Genomic DNA, 21,939 nt, shown 5'->3' on the forward strand with positions numbered 1-21,939 from the left:
ACAGGCGGCCGGCTGGCGCGCACGCCAGGAAAGGCGCAGGTGCAGGTGAGGTGCAATGTTGCGCAGCAGGCAAAGGTGACTGACGGCGAGCGGGGTGTTTCGTCTGGCGGCCGAAGCCTAGACTGCCTGCATCGATTCCGCCCGCGGCGACACAGACGCAAACGCAGACGCGGCGCCGGAAACCTCACGGAGCACACACGATGAAAACCATGAAACTTGCGGCCTGCACGTTACTGCTGATCGGCTCGGCCGTCGCCGCCCAGGCCCACGCCGCGTCGACGCTGACGCGTGCGGACGTTCGCCAGGAACTCGTGGAATTGCAGGCTGCCGGCTACCGGGCCAGCCTCGCCAGTAGTCCCGACTTTCCGCAGAACATGCAGGCAATCATGCAGCGTGCCGCACAGACACGCGGCGACGCGGCCGGCTACGGCAGCGATGGCCATGCAAACGGGGAATCGGGCAAGCCGGCGTTGCCGCACGCGGTCGATCGCGACACGTACGCGCATCACTGAAGGACATCACTGAAGCGGGTGAAACCGGCGCCGCGCGCGTGAACGCGCGACGATCCGTCCCGCAGCCGGCATGCCCGCCGCGCGCCGCGCAGCGGGCGGCGGCGATCACACGCTGAAGCGGTTCAGCGTATAGGCACGATAGGCCGCGACGAACGCATCGAACGATCCGGCCTCCTTTGCTTCCAGGTCGGCCTGCTCGGCCAGCGACTTCGCCGCGAGCGCCTGCTCGGTGCGCAGCGTCTCCGCCGACGGCGGGTTCGCACGGAAGTGCGCGGCATGCGCTTCGCTGTGCGCGAGCGCGAACGCGAGGAACGACTGCCCGTTTTCGCGCATCGTGCGCAGCACGCGCGCCGACGGCGTGCGTTCCGGATCGGCGAGCTTCTCGCGCTGCGCGGCGATCGCACGCGCATGCTCGTCGCCGCCGCGAATCTCGTCGAGACGGCGCCCGACCGTTTCGATATCGGTCATCAGGTCGTCCGCCCACGCCTGCAGCGTCACCGGCTGGCCGTCGCGCGTCAGCGTGAGCCCCGGCTTGCGCCCGTCCATCGTCACGCTGCCGAAGTTCGCATTCGCTTCCTTGTACGCGTCGCAGTCGAGCGCGGGGCTCTCGTCGAGCGCGCATGCGAGCAGGAATGCGTCGATGAAGCGGGCGGTGTCGAGCGCGATGCCGGTCGGCTCGAACGGATCGATGTCGAGGCAGCGCACTTCGATGTACTGCACGCCGCGCGACGCGAGCGCATGCAGCGGCCGTTCGCCCGAATACGTGATGCGCTTCGGCCGGATCGTCGAGTAGAACTCGTTCTCGATCTGCAGCACGTTTGTGTTGATCTGGATCCACTCGCCGTCCCGATGCGTGCCGATCGCCTCGTAAGCCGGATACGGTTCGCTCACGGCCTTCGACAGCGCATCGAGATAGCCGGACAGCGTGTTGTAGTCGACGTGCAGCGCGGCCTGCGCGGTCGTGTTCGAGTAACCGAGGTCGCTCATCCGCAGGCTCGTCGCATACGGGCGGTACAGCGTGTCGGCATCGAACGTGTCGAGCTTGTGCGGCTTGCCGCGCAGGAATTTCGTATCGAGCGCGGGCGACGCGCCGAACAGGTACATCAGCAGCCAGCTGCGACGACGGAAGTTGCGGATCTGCGCGAGATAGCGCTCCGACTGGTAATCGACGAGCGTGGCCGTCGAGCCCTCTTCCGCATGCAGCCGCCGCCACACTTCCTCGTGCAGCGAGTAGTTGTAGTGAATGCCGGCGATGCACTGCATCGTGCGGCCGTAGCGATACGCGAGGCCGCGGCGATACACCGTCTTCAGGCGGCCGATGTTCGACGTGCCGTAGTTCGCGATCGGGATTTCATCGTCGGCCGGCAGCAGGCCCGGCATCGACTCGTTCCACAGCATCTCGTCGCCGAGCGATGCATACACGTAGCGGTGCAGATCGTCGAGGCGTTCGAGCGTGATCGACGCGTCGGGTTCCGCCGGCGTGATCAGTTCGATCAGCGCTTCGGAATAGTCAGTCGTCACCGACGGGTGCGTGAGCGCCGAACCGAGCGCGCGCGGATGCGGCGTGAACGCGATCATCCCGTCGCGCGTCACGCGCAGGCTTTCCTTTTCGATGCCGCGCAGGCCGTCGGGCAGATGCTGCCGCGTCGGGCCCGAGCTCAGCGCTTCGAGACGATTCAGCAGCAGTTCGGACTGGCGGTGAGTCATGGTGTTCGACATGGAGACGCAAGTGCGTGACGGCCGCGCGCGGAATGCCGCGCACGGCCGGCTGGATTATTGGTCGCTTCGTTGGTAGCGGGCACTTTAACATCTCGCCGTCACACGCGCTTGAGGTGGCTCAGCGCGGTGCCTGACGGCCGCTGCGGGCCGCCGGGCGGCCCGCTGGGGGAGGCCAATCGCGGTGATCGACGCGTGCGCGGCCGGCGGCCATGGGCAGCGCCAAATGTGGCGATCAGAGCGAATTCGTCCGAAGGAAGGGCACGCTACGCGCAGTCGCACCGGCGGGTGCAACCCGCGCAATTGAACCCGTGATGCGGCACCGTCGCGGTCGAGCCGACCGTCCACCAAAGGCGACGGAAGCCGACGCGGATCGATCGCCATCAAACGTCGCAACCATGAGGACCACCGACCGATCGCGCTCGGGATCACACTCGGGCCCGCGCCCGCATCGCGACCCTGCCCGGTCGCGCCTACCGGCCGGCGACGTCGATCCTCATCCGCCGCGCGCGCCGCCGGCCCGGTCCGCCACGTCGTTCCACAGATGCAGCGCCGCGTACGCGCGCCACGGCCGCCAGCCTTCGGTGCGGCGCTTCTGGCTCGCGAGCCGGTCGAGCGACGGATCGCGCGCGGTGATCGACTGCATCAGCACGAGATCGGACGCCGGCCACGCGTCGGGGTCGCGCCACGCACGCATCGCGATGTATTCGACGGTCCACGGGCCGATGCCGGGCAGATCGAGCCATGCGCTGCGCAGTGTCGCGAGATCGGCGTGCGCCGGATCGAGCGGCACGTGACCGGCCGCCACCGCGCGCGCCATGCCCGTCAGCGCGGCGGCCCGCTTGCCGGGCATCCCGATCTTCTCGAGATCGCATGCGGCGAGCGCGTCCGGCGTCGGGAAACGCCACGCGGGGGCCCCATCCGGCGCCGGCATGTCGTCGCCGTGCACGACGCGCTCGCCTGCGCGCTGGACGAGCCGGCCGACGATCGTCGTCGCCGCCTTCACGCTCACCTGCTGACCCACGATCGCACGCACCGCCAGCTCGAATCCCGACCAGGCGCCCGGCACACGCAGCCCCGGCGCGGCTTCGACGAGCGGCGCGAACCACGGATCGCGCGCGAGCCCGCCGCCGATCGCGGCCGGATCCGCGCCGAGGTCGAACATCGACGCGACGCGGCGCGCGAACGCATCGTCGACGTGACGCGCGGCCGCGCCTTCGACGGTGGCGATCAGGCAATGCCGGCGCGGATGCTTCGTGACGGTAAGCCGGCCCGCGTCGCCGTTCAGGTCGACGATGCGGCGATACGCGCCGTCCGCGACCTGCTCGACGCCCGGAATCGCCCGGCCGCTGAAGAAACGCAGCACGCGCGCCCAGTCGTACGGCGCCTTGAAGCGCAGCTCCATCTGCGCGGACGGCGGCACGCGGCCGCCGTCTTCGATCGACGTGATCTCGGTGTTATCGATGCTCAAACTGCGTTGCCCTCCGCAACGGCTTCGGTTTCATCGTCGCGCACATGACGCGCCTCGGACGCGAGCAGCGTCGCCTTGCGCCGCACGCCCCAGCGATAGCCGGCCAGCGCGCCGCCCTTCTGCACGACACGGTGGCACGGAATGGCGAGTGCGACCGGGTTCGAGGCGCACGCCGATGCGACGGCCCGCACCGCACGCGGCGAGCCGAGCGCCTCGGCGATCTCCGAGTAGCTGCGCGTTTCGCCGTACGGGATGTGCGTGAGCGCTTCCCACACCCGCTGCTGGAACGCGGTCGGCGCGATGTCGAGCGGCAGGTCGAACGCGTGCCGCGTTCCGTCCAGGTACGCGTGGATCTGCGCGACGAACGGCGCGAGCCGCGACGGCGCTTCAACCAGCTCGGCGCGCGCGAACGCATCCTTCAGCTCGTCGACCAGCACCGACGGTGCGTCGCCGAACGCGATCCGGCAGATGCCCTGTCCGGTCGCGGCGACGAGCACCGCGCCGAGCGGTGTCGCTGCGGTCGCATAGTCGATCCGCAGGCCGGCGCCCTGGCGACGGAACGCGGACGGCGCCATCCCCAGCTCGCGCGGCACCGATGCATAGAGCCGCGACGGCGAATTGAACCCGGCGTCGACGGCCGCTTGCGTGACCGGCTGCCCGCTTTGCAGCGCGTCGCGCAAGGCGGCGCCGCGCTGCGCGGCCTGGTACTGCCGCGGCGACACGCCGACCACTCGTTTGAACAGCCGCTGCAGATGGAACGGGCTCACGTGCACGGCATCGCTCAGCTGCTGCAGCGTGAGCCGCTCCGAATGCGCATCGAGCACCGCGCACGCGCGATTGACGATCTCGAGCTCGCGCGGCAGTCCTTCCGGCTGACAGCGCTTGCACGGGCGGAAGCCGGCCGCGCGCGCGTCGGCCGGACTGGCGAAGAAGGACACATGCTCGCGCCGCGGCAGCCGCGACGCGCAGCTCGGGCGGCAGAACACGCCGGTCGTGCGCACGGCATAGAAGAACGCGCCGTCCGCATGCTGATCGCGGGCGGTCACGGCGCCCCAGCGGGCATCGTCGGTCGGATAGGGGGTTTTCATCTGAACCTCGCACTCTCTAGTGTAGATGGTGCCTACTCTAGCCATCGGCATGGGCCGTCGCGCCCTGATTCTTGCTCTGTGATTCGGGCCGCCGATATCGCGACATCGCGGGGACACATCGCGGGCGCGCACCGAAATCGCGCATGAAATCGATCAATCTGACGAAAATCCACGCGAGCGCTGCGGGAACGCCGTTTTCGCCATCATTGCGTCACCGTTTTGCTGCAGTGCGGCTGCGACCAATCGCCGTCCTGACCATTTTTTACACTCGGAATATTGCAACGCACCATCGCCGTGTGTATAGTTGGAACTGTCTCCTCCATGTCTCCTCCTGATATGGATTAAGCCCGTTCCGCTCTGCGTGAACGGGCTTTTTTTCGTCCGTCGATCGTGTAGCGTTCCGGCATCCGCCGCCGGTGAGGGCTACACTCGGTGCACACCCACCGCGAAGGGAGTGCCCGCTCATGAAACCGACCATCCGCGCGATCGATCACGTCGTGCTGCGTGTGAGCGACATGGCTGCGATGACGCGCTTTTACTGCGATGCCGTCGGCTGCCACGTCGAGAAGGAACAGCCCGATCTGGGCCTCGTGCAATTGCGCGCCGGCGACGCGCTGATCGACCTGCTGGCCGTCGGCGGCCCGATCGATCGTCCCGACAGCGGGCCGCCCGGCGCCGGACGCAACGTCGATCATTTGTGCCTGCGCGTCGAGCCGTTCGATCCCGATGCGCTGATCGAGCATTTCGCCGCATTCGGCGCGCGGCCCGAGCCGCCCGCCGAACGCTACGGCGCGGGCGGCTACGGGCCGTCGATCTACCTGTTCGATCCCGAAAGAAACATGCTGGAATTCAAGGGGCCGCCCGCCGCGCTCGGCTGAGCGCCGGCCGTCACGCGTCGGCGAACGGCTTCACCACCGTCCATTCGACCGCGACCGGATCGTGGTCGGCGCTCGAGATCCAGGCGGCGCCGTCCTGCACCGTGCACTGCAGGCGCATCGTGCGTTCGGCGAGGCGCCCGAGCGCTGCCGCGACGCCGTCGGCCAGCGACAGCACCTGCACGTTGCGCAGCCGCTCGACCTTGCTGCGCACGCCCTGCCACCAGATATCCGAGGTCTTGCCGCCGTACGCGATCACCGTGACCCGGCCGGCGCGGCCGGCCGCCTTCGAGATGCGCCGTTCGTCGGGCTGGCCGGCCTCGATCCACACGTCGATCGCGCCCGTCAGGTCCTTTTGCCACAGATCGGGCTCGTCGACGTCCGACAGCCCCTTGCAGAATTCGAGCCGCTCGTGCGCGAACAGCGCGAACGCGACGATGCGCACCATCATCCGGTCGTCGGTTTCCGACGGGTGACGGGCGACCGTCAACGCGTGATCGGCGTAGTAGTGCCGATCCATGTCGGCGATTTGCAGCTCGGCTTTGTAGATGGTGGATTTCAGCGCCATGCGGATACGGCCCGGGCGGGCATTCGGTTCGGTCGGGCCGTGATGATACCGAATGCGCGCCGCCCGGCGTGCGCCGGGCACTCCACAGCACGACGGCCCGGCATCGGCCGGGCCGCGTTCAGGCCGCAACGCCGGCCGTTCAGGCCGGCGTGCGTCGGCGAGAGCTGCGCGTTACTGCTTGACGAAGCGCGAATCGGTCCACAGGCCTTGCTGGTCGCTGTTGTCGGCGCTGACGAACTGGACGTCGCCCTGGTCGACCGACACCACGCGGAAACGCTGCCCTTCCGGCACCGACAGGCAACGGTAGTCGTCGAAGTATTGCTGCTTCGCCTGCGACTTGCCGTCACGTTCGTGGCTCAGTACGGAGTCCAGATTGTCTTTCGACAGACAGCCCCACGCATTCTTCGTCAGCTGGATTTCCTGCTTCGGCTGGACAGCCGCATCGCCGCCCGCCTGCGCGATCGACACCACGGAAAATGCACCGACAAGGGCAAAGAGGACACCGGTTCGCTTCATCATGTTCTGTCTCCAGGCTTGCGGGCACCAGGCTGGGTTAGCTATGTGTTTAAAGGTGATCGTGAACCCGCGTTTTTCACTTTAGAAGACCGGCAAGCGATAGCAAGCACATTTGTTGTGCGATCGCAATAGCGGCGAATTGTCGCACCTCACGCGCACCCGGTTTTTCGCGCTCCGCGCACGCGCGGCGGCGTATGCCCGTCGCCGGACAAGCCTGCGCCGCCGCGCGCAAAGCGTTGTCCGGCAAGCCTTTCAGGAAAGTTGCATTGCGCCGGCTGTACGGTTTGGATAATTCACTTCAATATCGGAACCGTTTTGATGCATTGCACACAAAGTCATCTTGAAACGATATGAATTTACCGCAGTGCGGAAGCGAATTTACCTGATACAAGAAAAATGCCAGGTATAAGCGCGTGCGTATTTACCCGTATTTTCCCGAGGCGGTCGGACGCCCGCGGCAGCGGGGCCGTCGGGCGTTGTCGTTAATGTCTCGTTGGTATCTTTTTTACCCGGCGTAATTCACGCCGATTGCGGTCGCTCGAAATAATCGCGCTGGAAGATGCACATGCGATATGCGTTGTGATACGCGCCGTTTCCGAAAAATTCTTCCTTCAATTCGGCCTCGTGCTGGAATCCGCATTTCTCGTATACGTGGATCGCCGCTGCATTCGACGTATCGACGATCAGGTACAGCTTGCGCATGTTCAGCACCTTGAACGCGTATTCGATCGCGAGGCGTGTTGCCTGACCCGCATAGCCGCGCCCCTGGCATTGCGGCGCGATGATGATCTGGAACTCGCCGCGGCGGTGGATATAGTCGAGCTCGATCAGCTCGACGAGGCCCACCAGTTCGTCCTGCGCATCGACCGCGACGAAGCGGCGCTCGCGCTGGTCGTGCACGTGGCGGTCGTACAGTTGCGACAGCTCGGAGAAGGTTTCGTACGGCTCCTCGAACCAGTAGCGCATGATCTTTGCGTCGTTGTTCAGTTCGTGCACGAAGCGCAGGTCCTGGCGCTCGAGCGGCCGGAGTGCGAGCGTGTGCTTGTCGTTCTGGAGTTGCATGTTCATGTCCTTTTTAGGCCCGCGCGCGCGTGAAACAACCGTGCGGCACTGCCGCGAACCGGTGCATTCCGCGCTGCAGGAAGTTCACCGCGGGCCAGGTTCAGAGCCTAGAATGGGAGCAAGGGTTCCTGCCACCGCAAGGAGGCTATCGTGATCGAGCAAGTCATACTCGGCATTTTCCTCGTACTGCCACTCGTGATCGTGGCTGCGCTGTTCTCCGACGAACTATGGCAGGAACATCGGCGCCAGCATCCGCGCGACGAAAACGCACCGCATATCGACTGGAAGCATCCGTGGCGGCGGGTGCGGCGCGGGCACTGACGCGATCGCGACCCATGCGGGTCGCTCCGGGCGGTGCAACCGCCCTCCTCACGAACCGTTACGACCCGATTCCCGCCCAACCCGCGAGACACCGACGTGAACGACAAACCCGCGCTCCCTCCCCACGACATTCCCGGCGAAGCGATCGATCTGCAGATCGCCGACGTGCTGGCCGCTGTCCGCTATCCCGCGAACAAGGATGCGCTCGTCGACGCCGCGCGCGACGCGGGCGCGAGCAACGAGGTGCTGTCGATGCTCGACGGCCTGCCCGAACAGGACTACGCGGACGTCGACGCCGTCACGCGTTGGGTCGCCGGCAATTTCGGCCCGGGCCTCGGCATTTGAGCGCCGGCCAATAACAGGATAGGATCGGGCCGCACCGGTCGCACCGCGGCCGGACGCATGGTGCCCGGCGCCAAGACCGGGAATGACCGTACGAGCGCTCGGGGGAATCCATGGAAGGCATCCTGATCCAGCACACGACGCGTCGCCAGCTGTGGTTCGGCGCGCTGACCGCGCTCGTCATCCTGCTGGCGCTCGGGATCGCCGTGCCCCGCGCTAACGTCGCGCTGCCGGCCGTCGAACCGTTCATGCCGATGTGCGCGCTGACCGTGTTCACCACCGCGAGCATCGCCGCGTTCTTCCTCGCTGCGCAGTTCACCGTCACGCGCCAGCCCGTGCTTGGCGCCCTCGGCGGCGCTTATGCGTTCACCGCGCTCGCCGTCGCCCTGCAGCTGCTCACCTTTCCCGGCGTGTTCGCGCCGCATGGACTGTTCGGCGCGCGTCCGCAAACCGCCGCATGGATGTGGATCTTCTGGCATGCCGGCTTTCCGTGCTTCGTGATGGCCGCGCTCGTTGCGCGCGAGCGGCTCACGCGTGCGCCGGTCGGCGCGACGCAGACACGCAGGTGGGCGGTCGCGCTGGTCGGCGGTCCGGCCGTCGCGGCCGCGCTGCTGTGCGTGGTCGCGCTCAACGTCGCGCTGCCCCCCGCGTTCCAGCAACCGGGCGATGCGGCCGCGCTGCCCGTCGACGGAATCGCGCTGGCCGTGTGGGTCCTCAATGCCCTCGCGCTCGTCACCGTGGTGGCAACGGGCCGGCTGCGCACGACGCTCGACCTTTGGCTCGCGATCGCGGTGCTCGCGTGCCTCACCGACACCACGCTGAACCTGCTGACCAGCAACCGCTTCACGATCGGCTGGTATCTTGCGCGCGTGTTCAGCATGTTCACGCCCGGCGTGCTGGTGTGCGTGCTCGCCTGGGAAGTGACCCGGTTGTATCAGCAACTGTCCGAAGCTCATGCGACGCTGATTCATTCGTCCGCCCGCGACGGTCTGACCGGCGCGTTCAACCGCAGTCACTTCAACGATCACTTTCACACGCTGTTCCTTCAGGCGCGGCGCCAGGGCGAGCCGTTGTCGCTGTTGATGGTCGACGTCGATCACTTCAAGGCGTACAACGACGCGTTCGGTCACGTGAAGGGCGATGCGTGCCTGATCGCGGTCGCGCATGCGCTGGCGGGCGCGGTGCGGCGCCCGGCGGATATGGTCGCGCGCTATGGCGGTGAGGAATTCGCGATCGTGCTGCCGAACACCGGCGCACGGGGTGCGCGGCTGGTTGCCGAAGAAGCGCGCGAAGGGGTGCTGCGGCTCGATCTCGCGATGCCTGGGTCGCCGGCGGGACGCGTGAGCGTCAGCGTCGGCTGCGCGACCGTGTCGCCCGATGATCTATCGACGCCCGATGCACTGATCGAAGCCGCCGATGCCGCGCTGTATCGTGCGAAGGATGCGGGGCGAAACCGGGTCGTCGTCGCGTGAAACGTCTGTGGAATGGGGATTTGTTACGGTCATTGTGACCGGAATAATCCGCCGTTACGGATTGCGGGGCAGGGAAACGATCGCTTACAGCCGGTGTTGTGGGTGCTCGCTATGCTGGGTTTCATATTGAACCCCAAGCAGGTGAACGCGATGAAGAAAACCCTTTTGCTGATTGCCGGTGTGGCCGTGTTGCTGAGCGGCTGCATCGTGGTGCCGGATGGTGGCGGGTATTACGGTGATGGCGGGTATTACCACCATCATCATCGGGGTTGGGATTGAGGGTGCCGGTTCTCGCCTTCGCGTCCCGCATGCTTGGAACCGCGTGAGGAACGCTTCGACTGTCCCCGTTCCCACCGAAGCCGGTCGCTGGGCATCGCCGGGTGACGGGTGCGTGCGATGCCTGCGACCACCGACCGGCTCAAATTGCTTTGTACCGTTTCGCGTACTCCGCCGTGAGTTCGATGTACTGTCGGCCGTACTCCTTGCTCTCGCAGATCGCCGTCCCCTCGAAGAACTCGTTCCACGTCTCGATGTGCACCATCCCCGGCCGCGGATCCATCGCGAGGATGCGCTCCCAGTTCCGTCGATATAGCGCGCCCTTCTCGCGCGGCACTTCGATCGGATGACGTGACGACAAGTTTTTCTGGCTGTAGCCGGGCCCGATCGACACGACGCCGCGGAAAGTCGGACAGATCGCCGCGCTCCAGTAAAACGTGCTGTCGAACGAGCCGGGATAGAATCGGCCGAGATAGTAGAACAGCACATACGACACCAGCGCCTCCGCGGTCGGATACTCCTTCACGAACGCGAGCAGCGCCGACCGTCGGTCCCGCATCTTCAAACGGACCCGCAGTTCGTCACGCATGGCGCCGTCAGTCGACGTGGTCGAGCAGGTTCGGCACTGGGGATTCGTGCACCGCCACAACACTCGCTGCAAGACCCCTTCAACCAGCGCATCGGCGCTCGAACCGCTGAATCGGTAGAACGCGTCCGACGCCAGGATATCGGCGAGCAGCGCGTAGTAGTCGCCGCCCTGCACGAAGCGGCGGACCGAGCCGCGCGACGCGAGCTGCCTCTGCAGCGAATCGAACGACTGCCCGATCGGCATCAACCGCTCATGGAGATCGGCGGCGAGCGCCACGCGCGCAGACGCCGTGCTCAACAGCATGCGCGCCGCCGCGGCACGTCCTTGTGCAGTCGCGACCGGCGCAAGCCCCCGCAACTCATCCTGCGTCGGCGCGCGGCGATAGATCTTTTCGTACAGGCGATTGACGAAGCCGGCCGTCGACTGGCCGGCCCGGCCATAGAACTCGTTCGCACCGAGCAGTTCGGCGAGCTGATCCAGATAGGACGCGTTCACGAAACGCGACGCGATCGACTTCAGGCCGCGCGGATCTGTGACGCGCGGCGCCTCCTCTTCAGCAGCCGACACGATATAGGGATCCACGCCAAACTCGAGCTGGAACCGGTGGCGCACGAACGGATAGAGATCCTCGCCTACGCGCGCCGCGAAGCTGGGGTGATACACGTAGATCACCGGACGTCCGTCGATGCACGCCCAGTGCTCGGTCGGCACGATCGAGAAGAAGTTTCGGACCGTCTCGTAGAACCACGCCTTGCCTGCATACACCGCCGAATCCACGTGCCACGACTTCGCATTGTTCGGCGTCAGCGTCGTGGTGTCGTAAAACATCCCGACTCGCGGCACCGTCTGCCCGCTCTGCTTGCGCCGGTTCAGCGCGGCAACGATCTGAACGAGCCCGGGATCGCTGAAGCGCGATGGCCGGTTCGCACCGGCTTCGGCTTGCGTCAGGTCATCCGCGCTCGCGAACGGCGAGCCGAAGTACACCGGAAGGATCACGTCGATGCCGGAGCTCACGATGTCGCGCAGTTGCTCGTCGTGCCAGGCCGGCAACGTATAGCTCAAACCCTTCAGGTCGCTGGGCGTAACCGCGAACGCATACTCGTCGCCGCTCGCCTGCGCGCCGTCCGGGTTCTTCAGATAGTCTGCGCCCTTGATCACGTCGTACCAGTAGAAATACGTCGTGCAGACGACCCGCTCGTCGCTGCGATAGCTCGGCGGTGGGCCTTGCGTGTCGACCGGTACGTTGAGATCGCCCGACGCGCCCCGCCAGCCTGGCGGCGCCCGGCGCAGGACCGATGGATCCCATCCGAGGCACTCTGTCGATGCGAGATAGGCTGCCGTCTTCGCGCGGGACGCCCGGCTTTCGGCCACCTGCGCGGCACGCACCATCCGTGCGCCGGTCGGCGCCCGCGCTGCGTGCGCGTTCGATGCGTCGCGCCGACTGACGGACGCAACGCGCTCAGCCAGCTTCAGACGCCGGGGCGACGATCGCGACGCCAGCGGCCGCACTGCGGTCAGCAACTCGTACGCGACGACATTCAGGCCGATGTCGCCGCTGATGTATTGTGCGGCGCGATGCTGCAGCCGTACGCGCACGGCAGGCTCGAGCGAGTCGACGCCCGCGGCGGCCATCAGGCTGCCGACGATGCGCGCACTGTCGTCGTCGGCGACGAACGACGTGCGCGTCGCTCGTTGATAGAACGCATCGCTCGCGAGTACCGCGGCGATCACGCGCGCCGTGGAGCCCTCGCCGCCGAATTGTGCGGCATCCGCGGGAACCGTGGCGCGCGACAGGTAGGCACCGACTGCGTGCGCAACCTTCGCCGAAACGGCGGCCCGGCTACCCAGCAGTTGTCGGGCGATATCGGCGCGGTTCGCCCCTCCGTCAAGTTTGCCGACGATTGCGTCCATGCCACCGATGCTCGATCGGTCGAGCAGATCGCACGCGAGTGCCGTCACGTACATGCGATTGCTGCTGCCGGCCCGGACCTGAAAATACTCGTCGGAGGACAGGATCGCGACGATAGCATCGTCAAGGCCGCTCGTGCGTGCCACTTCGCTCAACGTCTGCCAGCCACCCTCGTCGGGTTCTCGTCCAAGCAAACAACGGTAGCAATTCGCGACCAGATACCGGCAACAATCCGGGCTGACCAGCGCAGTGCGCAGCAGCGCCTCTTTCCCGCCAGTGTTCAGCGTGCGCTGCCATTTTTCCTTCTCGCCCGCAGTCGGCGCCCGCCCGGTCGTCGCCATGGCGACCGCGGTGATGTACATCTTGTCGAGCTCGCCCGAGCGAGCATCGGCCGACATTGAAACCAAAATCGAGGGAGAAAGGGCTAGCGTCCCAAGAAATGCCCGTCGCGTAGTCAAAGCTGTCTCCATTATTTGCGGGTTTATTGATTTTATTGACGGCTTTGTCGGCATCGCGCGAATTGCGGTCGCGCAACGCGCCCTCGGCCCCTCGGAATGGGAAGCGACGAAATCTCGACATAACGCCTGACAATTAGCTGTCGACAAGACAGTAATTGGAGCGAAATATTTTGACAACCCGGGACGATGGCCGCTCGTTTCAGCGGACGCATGGCGTATTCAGACGGCAGCCCGCTGGTGGCGCAAATCCCGGCGCGATCGGCCGGGGGAATGCCAGTCTTTTATACGGCGGGATAACGCGGTAAAACCGGGCCCGGATCAGTCGGTCGATCGCGGCGGCAATCGCCGCGATAACCCGGCCGGTTTTTCGCGTGACGTATTACTTCCCAATACAAAACCTGCTGAAAATCACCCCCAGCAAATCATCCGAAGTGAACTCTCCCGTAATCGCATTGAGCTGCTCCTGCGCGAGCCGCAGTTCCTCCGCGAACAGATCGAGCGACTGCGCCCTCTGCTCGGCATGATCGGCCGCCTGCGCGAGATGTTCCTGCGCAGCCCGCAATGCAATCAGATGCCGCTCCCGCGCCAGATAAACGCCCTCGGCCCCCGCCTGCCACCCGGCGATCCGCAGCAGCTCCGCGCGCAGCATGTCGATCCCGTCGCCGCGCTTCGCCGACAGATGCACCTCCGTCAGATCGCCTTCCGCCGCCGGATGCTCGACGCACGCCGGCACGCCGGTCAGATCCGTCTTGTTCAACACCCGAACTACCGGCACGCCATCCGGAAACCGCGCCGCGATCGTCTCGTCGTCCGCCGTCATCCCCGTGCGCGAATCCAGCAGATGCAGCACGACATCCGCGCGCTCGATCTCGCTCCACGTGCGCGCAATCCCGATCCGCTCGACCTCGTCCTCCGTCTCGCGCAACCCGGCCGTATCGATGATGTGCAGCGGAATCCCTTCGACCTGGATCGTCTGCGCAACCTTGTCGCGCGTCGTGCCCGCGATCGGCGTGACGATCGCCAGCTCCGCGCCGGCGAGCGCATTCAGCAGCGACGACTTGCCGACGTTCGGCTGCCCCGCGAGCACGACCGACAGCCCCTCGCGCAGCAGCGCGCCCTGCCGCGCATCGCCGAGCACGTGCGCCAGTTGTTCGCGGATCCTCCCGAGCTTGCCGCGCGCATCGGCCGCTTCCAGGAAGTCGATCTCCTCTTCCGGGAAATCGAGCGTCGCCTCGACCAGCATCCGCAGCGTGATCACGTCCTCGACGAGCGCGTGGATCTGCCGCGAGAACGCGCCGTCGAGCGAGCGCCCGGCCGAGCGCGCCGCTGCTTCGGTGCTCGCCTCGATCAGGTCGGCCACCGCCTCGGCCTGCGCCAGGTCGAGCTTGTCGTTGAGAAACGCCCGCCGCGTGAACTCGCCCGGCTCCGCGAGCCGCAGCCCGAAGCCGCGCCCCGCATCGAGGCAACGCTGCAGCAGCAGCTGCATCACGATCGGCCCGCCATGCCCCTGCAGCTCCAGCACATGCTCGCCGGTGTACGAATGCGGCGCGGGGAAATACAGCGCGATCCCGCGGTCGAGCGGCGCGCCGTGCGCGTCGAGGAACGGCACGTAGCTCGCATGCCGCGGCGCGAGCCGCTGCCCGCACAACGCGTCGATCAGCGGCAGCGCGGCCGCCTCGCCGCTCCGCCCGAACGACACGCGGACGACGCCGATGCCACCCCGGCCGGCAGCAGTGGCAATGGCGACGATCGGATCGGAATCGGTAGCGAGCATGGGAATCGGATGAATCAGGTAAGCAGACGGTGAATGGTGCGCCCGCGCAACAGTTCTGGCGTCGGGACGCCGGCATTGTAGCGTGCCGGCCCGCATGCCATCGGACGCCGCATCGGCTTCGAACTCGCCCGAATTTATCCCGACGGGGATAAGTCGCGTATCAATCCGAGCGGAACCCGACCTGCCCGTTTCGGACGAGTATGCCTGTTGGAGTGGCCCGACACTGGGGCCCTCAATTGTGCCGCACACTCCGCGACAGGTTGGGATTCATCCGAATAAGCTACGTTTAGCTTAGATGGTTGTCTGAGACGTGCTGGTGAACTTGCACAATCACCCCCATGCCGACACCCGAAGAAAAAGCAGCGTTCTCGGAACGCCTGAAGTTCGCCCTGCGGCGCAGCCCGGACAAGGTCACCGGCGCGACGGAGCTCGCGAACCGGTTCAATCTGCGTCATCGCGGCGCGCAGCCGGTTTCGCCGCAAACCGCGCACAAGTGGCTGACGGGCCGCACGATTCCGACGCCGGACAAACTCGAAACGCTCGCCGAGTGGTTGCGCGTCGAACTGCACTGGCTGCACTACGGCCCGTCGCCGAGCGTGACCGAGCACATCACGCCGCAACCGCTGCCGCGTGACGAGCGCTATCCGCCGACGCCCGAAACGATCGAACTCGCGTCGAAGATCGAGGCGCTGGCGCCGCATCAGCGTTACCTCGTTCAGGAACTCATCGAGCAGTTCTACGGCGGCGACGCGAAAGTCGAAGCGAAAAAAGCCTGACCGGCAGCGGCCAACGTACGCATACGTCGCCGCACGCCCGCAGCGTCCGCATGAAATGAAAAAGCCGCATGGTTCGCACCATGCGGCTCTTTTACGTGCATCGCGGGCGGCTCGGCGCCCGCGTGTGCCGCGAGCGTCAGGCCGGCTTCTTCTTGACGCCGCCGAGCTTGCGCGTGATGTAGTACTGCTGCGCGATCGACAGCACGTTGTTCACGACGTAGTACAGCACGAGACCGGCCGGGAAGAAGAAGAACATCACCGAGAACGCGATCGGCATGAACTTCATCATCTTCGCCTGGACCGGGTCCGGCGGGGTCGGGTTCAGGCTCGTCTGCACGAACATCGACACGGCCATCAGCACCGGCAGGATGAAGAACGGATCGCGCTGCGACAGGTCGTGAATCCACAGCATCCACGGCGCGCCGCGCATTTCGACCGAAGCCAGCAGCACCCAGTACAGCGAGATGAACACCGGAATCTGGATCACGACCGGCAGACAGCCGCCGAACGGATTGACCTTCTCGGTCTTGTACAGCTCCATCAGCGCGGCATTCATCTTCTGCGGATCGCTCTTGAAGCGTTCGCGCAGCGCCTGCATGCGCGGCGTGATTTCCTTCATGCGCGCCATCGACTTGTAGCTCGCAGCCGACAGCGGGAAGAACACGGCCTTGATCAGCACCGTCAGCAGCACGATCGCCCAGCCCCAGTTGCCGACCACGCCGTGGATCTTCTCGAGCAGCCAGAACAGCGGCTTCGCGATGATCGTCACCCAGCCGTAGTCCTTCACGAGCTCCAGGCCCGGCGCGATGCCTTCGAGCATGCGCTCTTCTTCCGGACCGGCGAACAGGCGTGCCTGAATGTCGGCCGACTGGCCCGGCGCGATCGCGGCGACCGGCTGCTTCACGCCGACGCGGTACAGCGTCGGATCGATCTTTTCAGCGTAGATGTCGCGCTTCGCGCCCTGCTGCGGAATCCATGCCGACGCGAAGTAGTGCTGCACCATCGCGACCCAGCCGTTGTCGGCGGCCTTCTCGAAGTTCGCCTTGTTCTTGTCGAGGTCGCTGAAGTCGATCTTCTGGAAGTGCTTCGCGTCCGTGTAGACCGCCGGCCCGAGGAACGTATGCGAGAACATCGGCGTTTCGACGGCCGTGTTGTCGCGCACCAGTTCCATGTAGACCGTCGGCGTGACCGGTGCCGTGCCGACGTTGTCGATCTTGGTGTCGACGCCGATCACGTAGCTGCCGCGCGTGAACGTGTAGGTCTTGACCACCTTCACGCCGCCCTTCACCGGCGATTCGAACGACAGCTTCAGCGTGTTCTGGTCGCCCGTCAGCGACGTCGGGCCCGCATTGACCTGCGAGTAGACGTCGTTGTGGTTCGGGAAGTCGCCGCCGAGCAGGCCCGTGCGCGCGAGGTACGTGTGGCCGGCCGTGTGGTCGAACAGCGTGATGTACAGGTCGGGCTGCTTGCCGTCGCCTTGCTTCTTCAGCGTCAGCTTTGCGAGCGTGCCGCCGCGCGTGTCGATTTCGCCGTCATACACGTCGGTCGAGAACTTCACGAGCTGCGCCTGCGCGGCCGGGGCCGTCGTCGCCGGTGCGGCGCCTGCCGCGGCGGCAGGTGCGTCACCTGCGGTCGTCGTCGTCGCGCCCGTGCCCGATGCACCGCCCGCAGCCGCGGGGGCCGTGTGCGTGGCGCTCGGGAAGAACATCGACGGGCGTCCATGGTCGCGCTGCCAGTTGTCGTACAGCATGACAGCTGACATGAAGAAGATCACCCATAGGACGGTGCGTTTGATATCCATGCGTTGTCTCAGAGTCGATGGGACCGCGCGTCGGCTTCGCCGCGAGCGCGAGTGTCGGAGGTGGGCGGCGGGACGAGGTCGATGCCGCCCGCGGAAAACGGGTGGCATCGGCACACGCGCCTGACGGCGAGATACGTGCCGCGCGCGGCGCCATGATACTGGATTGCCTCGCGCGCGTAATCCGAACAGGAAGGATAAAAACGGCAACGGTTGCCGAGCATAGGGCTCACGGCAACCTTGTAGAAGCGCAGCAAGGCGATCAGTACCGTTTCCATACCTTGGGCGGCGCCGTTCGACGCCGCGTCAAAACCGGCCGGGCAGGCGCGCACGCCGCACCACGGACGGATGCGTCACTCGGACGCGGGCTTCGACGCCCGGCGCGCGATCTCCCGAACTGCCCTGTCGAGCAGTTCGCGGATTTCGGCCGCGCACATCGCCGCGAGCGGGGCGGAAGCCGCGCTCGGCAGCGCTTTCTTGTCGAAGCGCGTGTGCTGCCGCAGCAGCAGGTCGTAACCGGCGAATTCGGCCCGGCGCAGGCGAAATGCATCGCGCGCCAGCCGCTTCACGAGGTTGCGTGTGACTGCACGCGGCGCATACTTCTTGCCGACGACGAGCCCCAGGCGGGCAGGCTGGCCGGTCGGCTTGCCGTAGATCACGAAGTGCGCGGAGCGCCGCCAAGGGCGCAAACGAAAAACGGATGAAAATTCATCCGTTTTCAGAAGTCGCGCAGCTTTCGGGAAGGCGGCTTTCGTCTGCGACGGATTCGCACCCGGCTCGACGGTACCTTCCGCAGAACTGCGGACGGCGGACACAGCGCGCAACCTGCCTTAGATGGCGAGGCGCTTGCGGCCCTTCGCGCGGCGAGCGTTGATGACCTTGCGGCCACCTGCCGTCTTCATGCGGACACGGAAGCCATGGGTGCGCTTGCGGCGCGTCACGGACGGTTGGTAAGTACGTTTCATGATGTTCTCACTTGTTCGAGAATGTCGAAATTCAGGGGACCGCGTGCCCTTAACCGGAGGCATTCGGGCGAACGCAATCGCCGGGAATACAGGATTGGTTTTCGCGGAACCCGCTATTTAAACCGTTTTTCTCTTGACGGTCAATACTTTACGAGTCGTTCCCCTGTGCCGGCCTCGTCCGATCCGGCCCCGCGGCCCACAGCCGGAGCCTGTGGATAAGTCCCGCTGTGGCCGCGTTTGGCGGTAGAATCTCGCCTTATCTCCAAGAATCCCGCACGCCGCCTCGGCCCGCGCCTGCCCCTCCAACACTGTGATGCAGGCGTCCGAGGCACGCTCGCACGACCGCTTCGGGCCTTGTTGCGCAACCGCCACAAGGGCGCCGGCGAGCCGCGCTGTGCATGCAAAAAACGACAGTTACTTGATGAATGATTTCTGGCAACACTGTTCCGCACTGCTGGAGCGCGAGCTGACGCCCCAGCAGTACGTGACGTGGATCAAACCCTTGGCCCCGGTGGCCTTCGATGCGTCGGCGAACACGCTGTCCATCGCCGCGCCGAACCGCTTCAAGCTGGACTGGGTCAAGAGCCAGTTTTCGGGCCGCATCTCCGATCTGGCCCGGGATTTCTGGAACCAGCCGATCGAAGTCCAGTTCGTCCTCGATCCGAAGGCCGGCATGCGCAGCGCGGCGACCGCCGCCGCGCCGGCCGCCCCGCGCGCGCCGCTGGCCCCGACCGGCCCCGCCGCGACGGTCGCCGCGATCGCCGCCAACCTGGCCGCGAATGCCGGCGCCGCGCCCAGCGCGCCGGCCGACGTGCCGATGACGCCGTCGGCAGCCGCCGCGCATCACCTGAACGCCGACGATGCCGACATCGATCTGCCGAGCCTGCCCGCGCACGAAGCGGCGGCCGGCCGCCGCACGTGGCGTCCGGGCCCTGGTGCGGCACCCGCGAACGGCGGCGAAGCCGATTCGATGTACGAACGTTCGAAGCTGAACCCCGTGCTCACGTTCGACAACTTCGTGACCGGCAAGGCGAACCAGCTCGCGCGCGCCGCCGCGATCCAGGTCGCGGACAACCCCGGCATCTCGTACAACCCGCTGTTCCTGTACGGCGGCGTCGGCCTCGGCAAGACCCACCTGATCCACGCGATCGGCAACCAGTTGCTGCTCGACAAGGCCGGCGCGCGGATCCGCTACATCCACGCCGAGCAATACGTGTCCGACGTGGTGAAGGCGTACCAGCGCAAGGCGTTCGACGACTTCAAGCGCTACTACCACTCGCTCGACCTGCTGCTGATCGACGATATCCAGTTCTTCTCCGGCAAGTCGCGCACGCAAGAGGAATTCTTCTACGCGTTCGAGGCGCTCGTCGCGAACAAGGCGCAGGTGATCATCACCAGCGACACGTATCCGAAGGAGATTTCGGGCATCGACGATCGCCTGATCTCGCGCTTCGACTCCGGCCTCACCGTCGCAATCGAGCCGCCCGAGCTGGAAATGCGCGTCGCGATCCTGATGCGCAAGGCGCAGTCCGAAGGCGTGAACCTGTCGGAGGACGTCGCGTTCTTCGTCGCGAAGCACCTGCGCTCGAACGTGCGCGAACTCGAAGGCGCGCTGCGCAAGATCCTCGCGTATTCGAAGTTCCACGGCCGCGAGATCTCGATCGAGCTGACCAAGGAAGCGCTGAAGGACCTGCTGACCGTGCAGAACCGGCAGATTTCGGTCGAGAACATCCAGAAGACCGTCGCCGACTTCTACAACATCAAGGTCGCCGACATGTATTCGAAGAAGCGTCCCGCGAACATCGCGCGGCCGCGGCAGATCGCGATGTACCTCGCGAAGGAACTCACGCAGAAGAGCCTGCCGGAGATCGGCGAGCTGTTCGGCGGGCGCGATCACACCACCGTGCTGCACGCGGTGCGCAAGATCGCCGACGAGCGCAGCAAGGACGCGCAGCTCAACCACGAGCTGCACGTGCTGGAACAGACGTTGAAGGGCTGAGCGCGCGGGCGCGCTTGATAATTCGGCATCCGCCCCAAATTAAGGGGGGCGGTTCGGTTTTAAGGCACAATACAGGTTTGACCGCCCCGGTGGTGGCGGGCCAAGAGCCCGGCCGACGGGGCGCTGCGAGGCTGCTGCGCTGCAGGCCGTTACTCAACGAAGGAACTCTATGCAACTGGTCAAGACCGAACGAGACACACTCCTCAGGCCGCTGCAAACGGTCAGCGGCATCGTCGAACGCCGCCATACGTTGCCGATCCTTGCCAACCTGCTGATCACCAAGAACGGCCCGGACGTTTCATTCCTGTCGACCGACCTGGAGTTGCAGATCACCACGCGCGCCGATTTCGGCGTCGGCGGCGACCAGGTGGCCACCACCGTCGCGGCCCGCAAGCTGCTCGACATCCTGCGCGCGATGCCTGACGGCCAGGTCACGCTGTCGCTCGCCGACAAGCGCCTCACCGTCCAGTCCGGCAAGAGCCGCTTCGCACTGCAGACGCTCGCCGCAGACGAGTTCCCGACCGTCGCGCAAGCGAAGGATTTCGGCGCCACGCTGACCGTCCCGCAGAAGTCGTTCCGCCAGCTGCTCGGCATGGTGCACTTCGCGATGGCGCAGCAGGACATCCGCTACTACCTGAACGGCATGCTGCTCGTCGTCGACGGCGACCAGCTGATGGCCGTGGCCACCGACGGCCACCGCCTCGCGTTCTCGTCGATGAAGCTCGAAGGCGGCACGTTCGGCCGCCAGGAAGTGATCGTGCCGCGCAAGACGATTCTCGAGCTGCAGCGCCTGCTCGAGGATATCGACGACACCGTCACCATCGACATCGCGCAAACCCAGGCCAAGTTCACGTTCGGCCAGGTCGAGCTCGTGTCGAAGCTGGTCGAGGGCAAGTTCCCCGACTTCCAGCGCGTGATCCCGAAGGCGCACAAGAACACCTTCGAGATCGGCCGTGAAGAGCTGCAGCGTTCGCTGCAACGTGCGGCAATCCTGACCTCGGACAAGTTCAAGGGCGTGCGCTGCATCATCGCGCCGGGCCAGCTGAAGATCATGTCGACCAACGCCGATCAGGAAGAGGCGCAGGAAGAACTCGAAATCGCTTACCAGGGCGACACCGTCGACATCGGCTTCAACGTCACGTATCTGCTCGACGTGCTCGCGAACCTGAAGGTCGACACCGTGCAGGTGAGCCTCGGCGACGCCAGCTCGAGCGCGCTGATCACCGTGCCCGAGAACGAAGAGTTCAAGTATGTCGTGATGCCGATGCGCATCTGACGCGCTCGACATCGCGACACACACCAGGGGGCGACAAGCCCCTTTGGCGTTTTTATGGCGAACCGACAACCCGTCCCTTTGGTGCCTTTTCGGCACCTTTGACGGGCCAGGAAACTGGAGCGGCCCGGCGATTTCTCGCTGAAACGCACCGCGCCGCCACGAGAGTGGCCTCGCAG

21 protein-coding genes are annotated in these 21,939 nt (G+C 65.8%); 9 read left to right on the top strand and 12 right to left on the bottom strand.

The window, feature by feature from the left end; genetic code table 11:
• Window positions 1-200: 200 nt before the first annotated feature.
• On the top strand, window positions 201-512 hold the full coding sequence (locus tag C7H84_RS25180) for a DUF4148 domain-containing protein (protein ID WP_121861295.1): 312 nt from the start codon (window positions 201-203) through the stop codon (window positions 510-512).
• A gap of 105 nt (window positions 513-617) precedes the next feature.
• On the opposite strand, the gene gshA is transcribed toward C7H84_RS25180, so the two are convergent.
• The 3 genes from gshA to ada form a co-directional block, all read right to left on the bottom strand.
• Entirely contained in the window at window positions 618-2,231 is a 1,614-nt protein-coding gene (gene gshA / locus C7H84_RS25185) for a glutamate--cysteine ligase (RefSeq protein ID WP_162999354.1), read from the bottom strand.
• 493 nt (window positions 2,232-2,724) lie between these two features.
• Window positions 2,725-3,699 (bottom strand): AlkA N-terminal domain-containing protein, encoded by a 975-nt coding sequence (locus tag C7H84_RS25190; RefSeq protein ID WP_121861297.1) that lies wholly within the window; start codon window positions 3,697-3,699, stop codon window positions 2,725-2,727.
• Window positions 3,696-4,787, bottom strand: coding sequence for a bifunctional DNA-binding transcriptional regulator/O6-methylguanine-DNA methyltransferase Ada (gene ada, locus C7H84_RS25195; RefSeq protein ID WP_121861298.1), 1,092 nt, complete (start codon window positions 4,785-4,787; stop codon window positions 3,696-3,698). The genes C7H84_RS25190 and ada overlap by 4 nt, the downstream gene beginning before the upstream one ends.
• A gap of 464 nt (window positions 4,788-5,251) precedes the next feature.
• Between ada and C7H84_RS25205 the strand changes: the two genes are divergently transcribed.
• Entirely contained in the window at window positions 5,252-5,665 is a 414-nt protein-coding gene (locus C7H84_RS25205; protein ID WP_121861299.1) for a VOC family protein, read from the top strand.
• 10 nt (window positions 5,666-5,675) lie between these two features.
• Here C7H84_RS25205 and C7H84_RS25210 read toward each other — a convergent pair whose 3' ends face one another.
• The 3 genes from C7H84_RS25210 to speG all read right to left on the bottom strand — a co-directional run bounded on the left by C7H84_RS25210 (window position 5,676) and on the right by speG (window position 7,808).
• Complete coding sequence (locus C7H84_RS25210) at window positions 5,676-6,230, bottom strand: YaeQ family protein (protein ID WP_121861300.1); 555 nt, start codon at window positions 6,228-6,230, stop codon at window positions 5,676-5,678.
• Window positions 6,231-6,401: 171 nt separating this feature from the next.
• The gene (locus C7H84_RS25215; RefSeq protein WP_044848669.1) at window positions 6,402-6,749 is read right to left on the bottom strand and encodes a hypothetical protein; all 348 of its coding nucleotides are present in this window, start codon (window positions 6,747-6,749) and stop codon (window positions 6,402-6,404) included.
• A gap of 516 nt (window positions 6,750-7,265) precedes the next feature.
• Entirely contained in the window at window positions 7,266-7,808 is a 543-nt protein-coding gene (speG, locus tag C7H84_RS25220; RefSeq protein ID WP_121861351.1) for a spermidine N1-acetyltransferase, read from the bottom strand.
• A 150-nt stretch (window positions 7,809-7,958) separates the two neighbouring features.
• Here speG and C7H84_RS36530 point away from each other — a divergent pair, with 150 nt between their 5' ends.
• The 4 genes from C7H84_RS36530 to C7H84_RS37590 all read left to right on the top strand — a co-directional run bounded on the left by C7H84_RS36530 (window position 7,959) and on the right by C7H84_RS37590 (window position 10,222).
• The gene (locus C7H84_RS36530) at window positions 7,959-8,129 is read left to right on the top strand and encodes a hypothetical protein (RefSeq protein ID WP_006489933.1); all 171 of its coding nucleotides are present in this window, start codon (window positions 7,959-7,961) and stop codon (window positions 8,127-8,129) included.
• A 96-nt stretch (window positions 8,130-8,225) separates the two neighbouring features.
• A complete protein-coding gene (locus C7H84_RS25225) occupies window positions 8,226-8,474 on the top strand; it encodes a DUF2795 domain-containing protein (RefSeq protein WP_121861301.1) in 249 nt (82 codons plus the stop codon).
• Window positions 8,475-8,584: 110 nt separating this feature from the next.
• On the top strand, window positions 8,585-9,943 hold the full coding sequence (locus tag C7H84_RS25230) for a sensor domain-containing diguanylate cyclase (RefSeq protein WP_121861302.1): 1,359 nt from the start codon (window positions 8,585-8,587) through the stop codon (window positions 9,941-9,943).
• 150 nt (window positions 9,944-10,093) lie between these two features.
• Complete coding sequence (locus C7H84_RS37590; RefSeq protein ID WP_276208414.1) at window positions 10,094-10,222, top strand: hypothetical protein; 129 nt, start codon at window positions 10,094-10,096, stop codon at window positions 10,220-10,222.
• 139 nt (window positions 10,223-10,361) lie between these two features.
• Here C7H84_RS37590 and C7H84_RS25235 read toward each other — a convergent pair whose 3' ends face one another.
• Together C7H84_RS25235 and mnmE are read right to left on the bottom strand one after the other, a co-directional pair.
• Window positions 10,362-13,229: a DUF5010 domain-containing protein gene (locus C7H84_RS25235; protein WP_162999355.1), complete on the bottom strand. Its 2,868-nt coding sequence runs from the start codon at window positions 13,227-13,229 to the stop codon at window positions 10,362-10,364.
• Between the two features lie 325 nt (window positions 13,230-13,554).
• The gene (mnmE, locus tag C7H84_RS25240) at window positions 13,555-14,949 is read right to left on the bottom strand and encodes a tRNA uridine-5-carboxymethylaminomethyl(34) synthesis GTPase MnmE (RefSeq protein ID WP_121861304.1); all 1,395 of its coding nucleotides are present in this window, start codon (window positions 14,947-14,949) and stop codon (window positions 13,555-13,557) included.
• A 338-nt stretch (window positions 14,950-15,287) separates the two neighbouring features.
• Here mnmE and C7H84_RS25245 point away from each other — a divergent pair, with 338 nt between their 5' ends.
• A complete protein-coding gene (locus tag C7H84_RS25245) occupies window positions 15,288-15,725 on the top strand; it encodes a helix-turn-helix transcriptional regulator (RefSeq protein WP_121861305.1) in 438 nt (145 codons plus the stop codon).
• Between the two features lie 136 nt (window positions 15,726-15,861).
• Here C7H84_RS25245 and yidC read toward each other — a convergent pair whose 3' ends face one another.
• From yidC to rpmH, 4 genes are all read right to left on the bottom strand, one after another.
• Window positions 15,862-17,526 carry a membrane protein insertase YidC gene (gene yidC / locus C7H84_RS25250; protein WP_121861306.1) on the bottom strand — a complete coding sequence of 555 codons (1,665 nt, stop codon included), beginning with the start codon at window positions 17,524-17,526 and terminating at the stop codon, window positions 15,862-15,864.
• 8 nt (window positions 17,527-17,534) lie between these two features.
• The gene (yidD, locus tag C7H84_RS25255; protein ID WP_205611456.1) at window positions 17,535-17,801 is read right to left on the bottom strand and encodes a membrane protein insertion efficiency factor YidD; all 267 of its coding nucleotides are present in this window, start codon (window positions 17,799-17,801) and stop codon (window positions 17,535-17,537) included.
• Between the two features lie 75 nt (window positions 17,802-17,876).
• Window positions 17,877-18,338: a ribonuclease P protein component gene (gene rnpA / locus C7H84_RS25260; protein ID WP_121861308.1), complete on the bottom strand. Its 462-nt coding sequence runs from the start codon at window positions 18,336-18,338 to the stop codon at window positions 17,877-17,879.
• 15 nt (window positions 18,339-18,353) lie between these two features.
• Complete coding sequence (gene rpmH, locus C7H84_RS25265) at window positions 18,354-18,488, bottom strand: 50S ribosomal protein L34 (protein WP_004198824.1); 135 nt, start codon at window positions 18,486-18,488, stop codon at window positions 18,354-18,356.
• Between the two features lie 421 nt (window positions 18,489-18,909).
• Between rpmH and dnaA the strand changes: the two genes are divergently transcribed.
• Both dnaA and dnaN read left to right on the top strand, forming a co-directional pair.
• Window positions 18,910-20,487 (top strand): chromosomal replication initiator protein DnaA, encoded by a 1,578-nt coding sequence (gene dnaA / locus C7H84_RS25270; RefSeq protein ID WP_240462091.1) that lies wholly within the window; start codon window positions 18,910-18,912, stop codon window positions 20,485-20,487.
• Between the two features lie 169 nt (window positions 20,488-20,656).
• The gene (gene dnaN / locus C7H84_RS25275; protein ID WP_006750113.1) at window positions 20,657-21,763 is read left to right on the top strand and encodes a DNA polymerase III subunit beta; all 1,107 of its coding nucleotides are present in this window, start codon (window positions 20,657-20,659) and stop codon (window positions 21,761-21,763) included.
• The last annotated feature ends 176 nt before the right edge of the window (window positions 21,764-21,939 follow it).

Source organism: Burkholderia sp. Nafp2/4-1b (genome assembly GCF_003635165.1).
GTDB lineage: Bacteria > Pseudomonadota > Gammaproteobacteria > Burkholderiales > Burkholderiaceae > Burkholderia.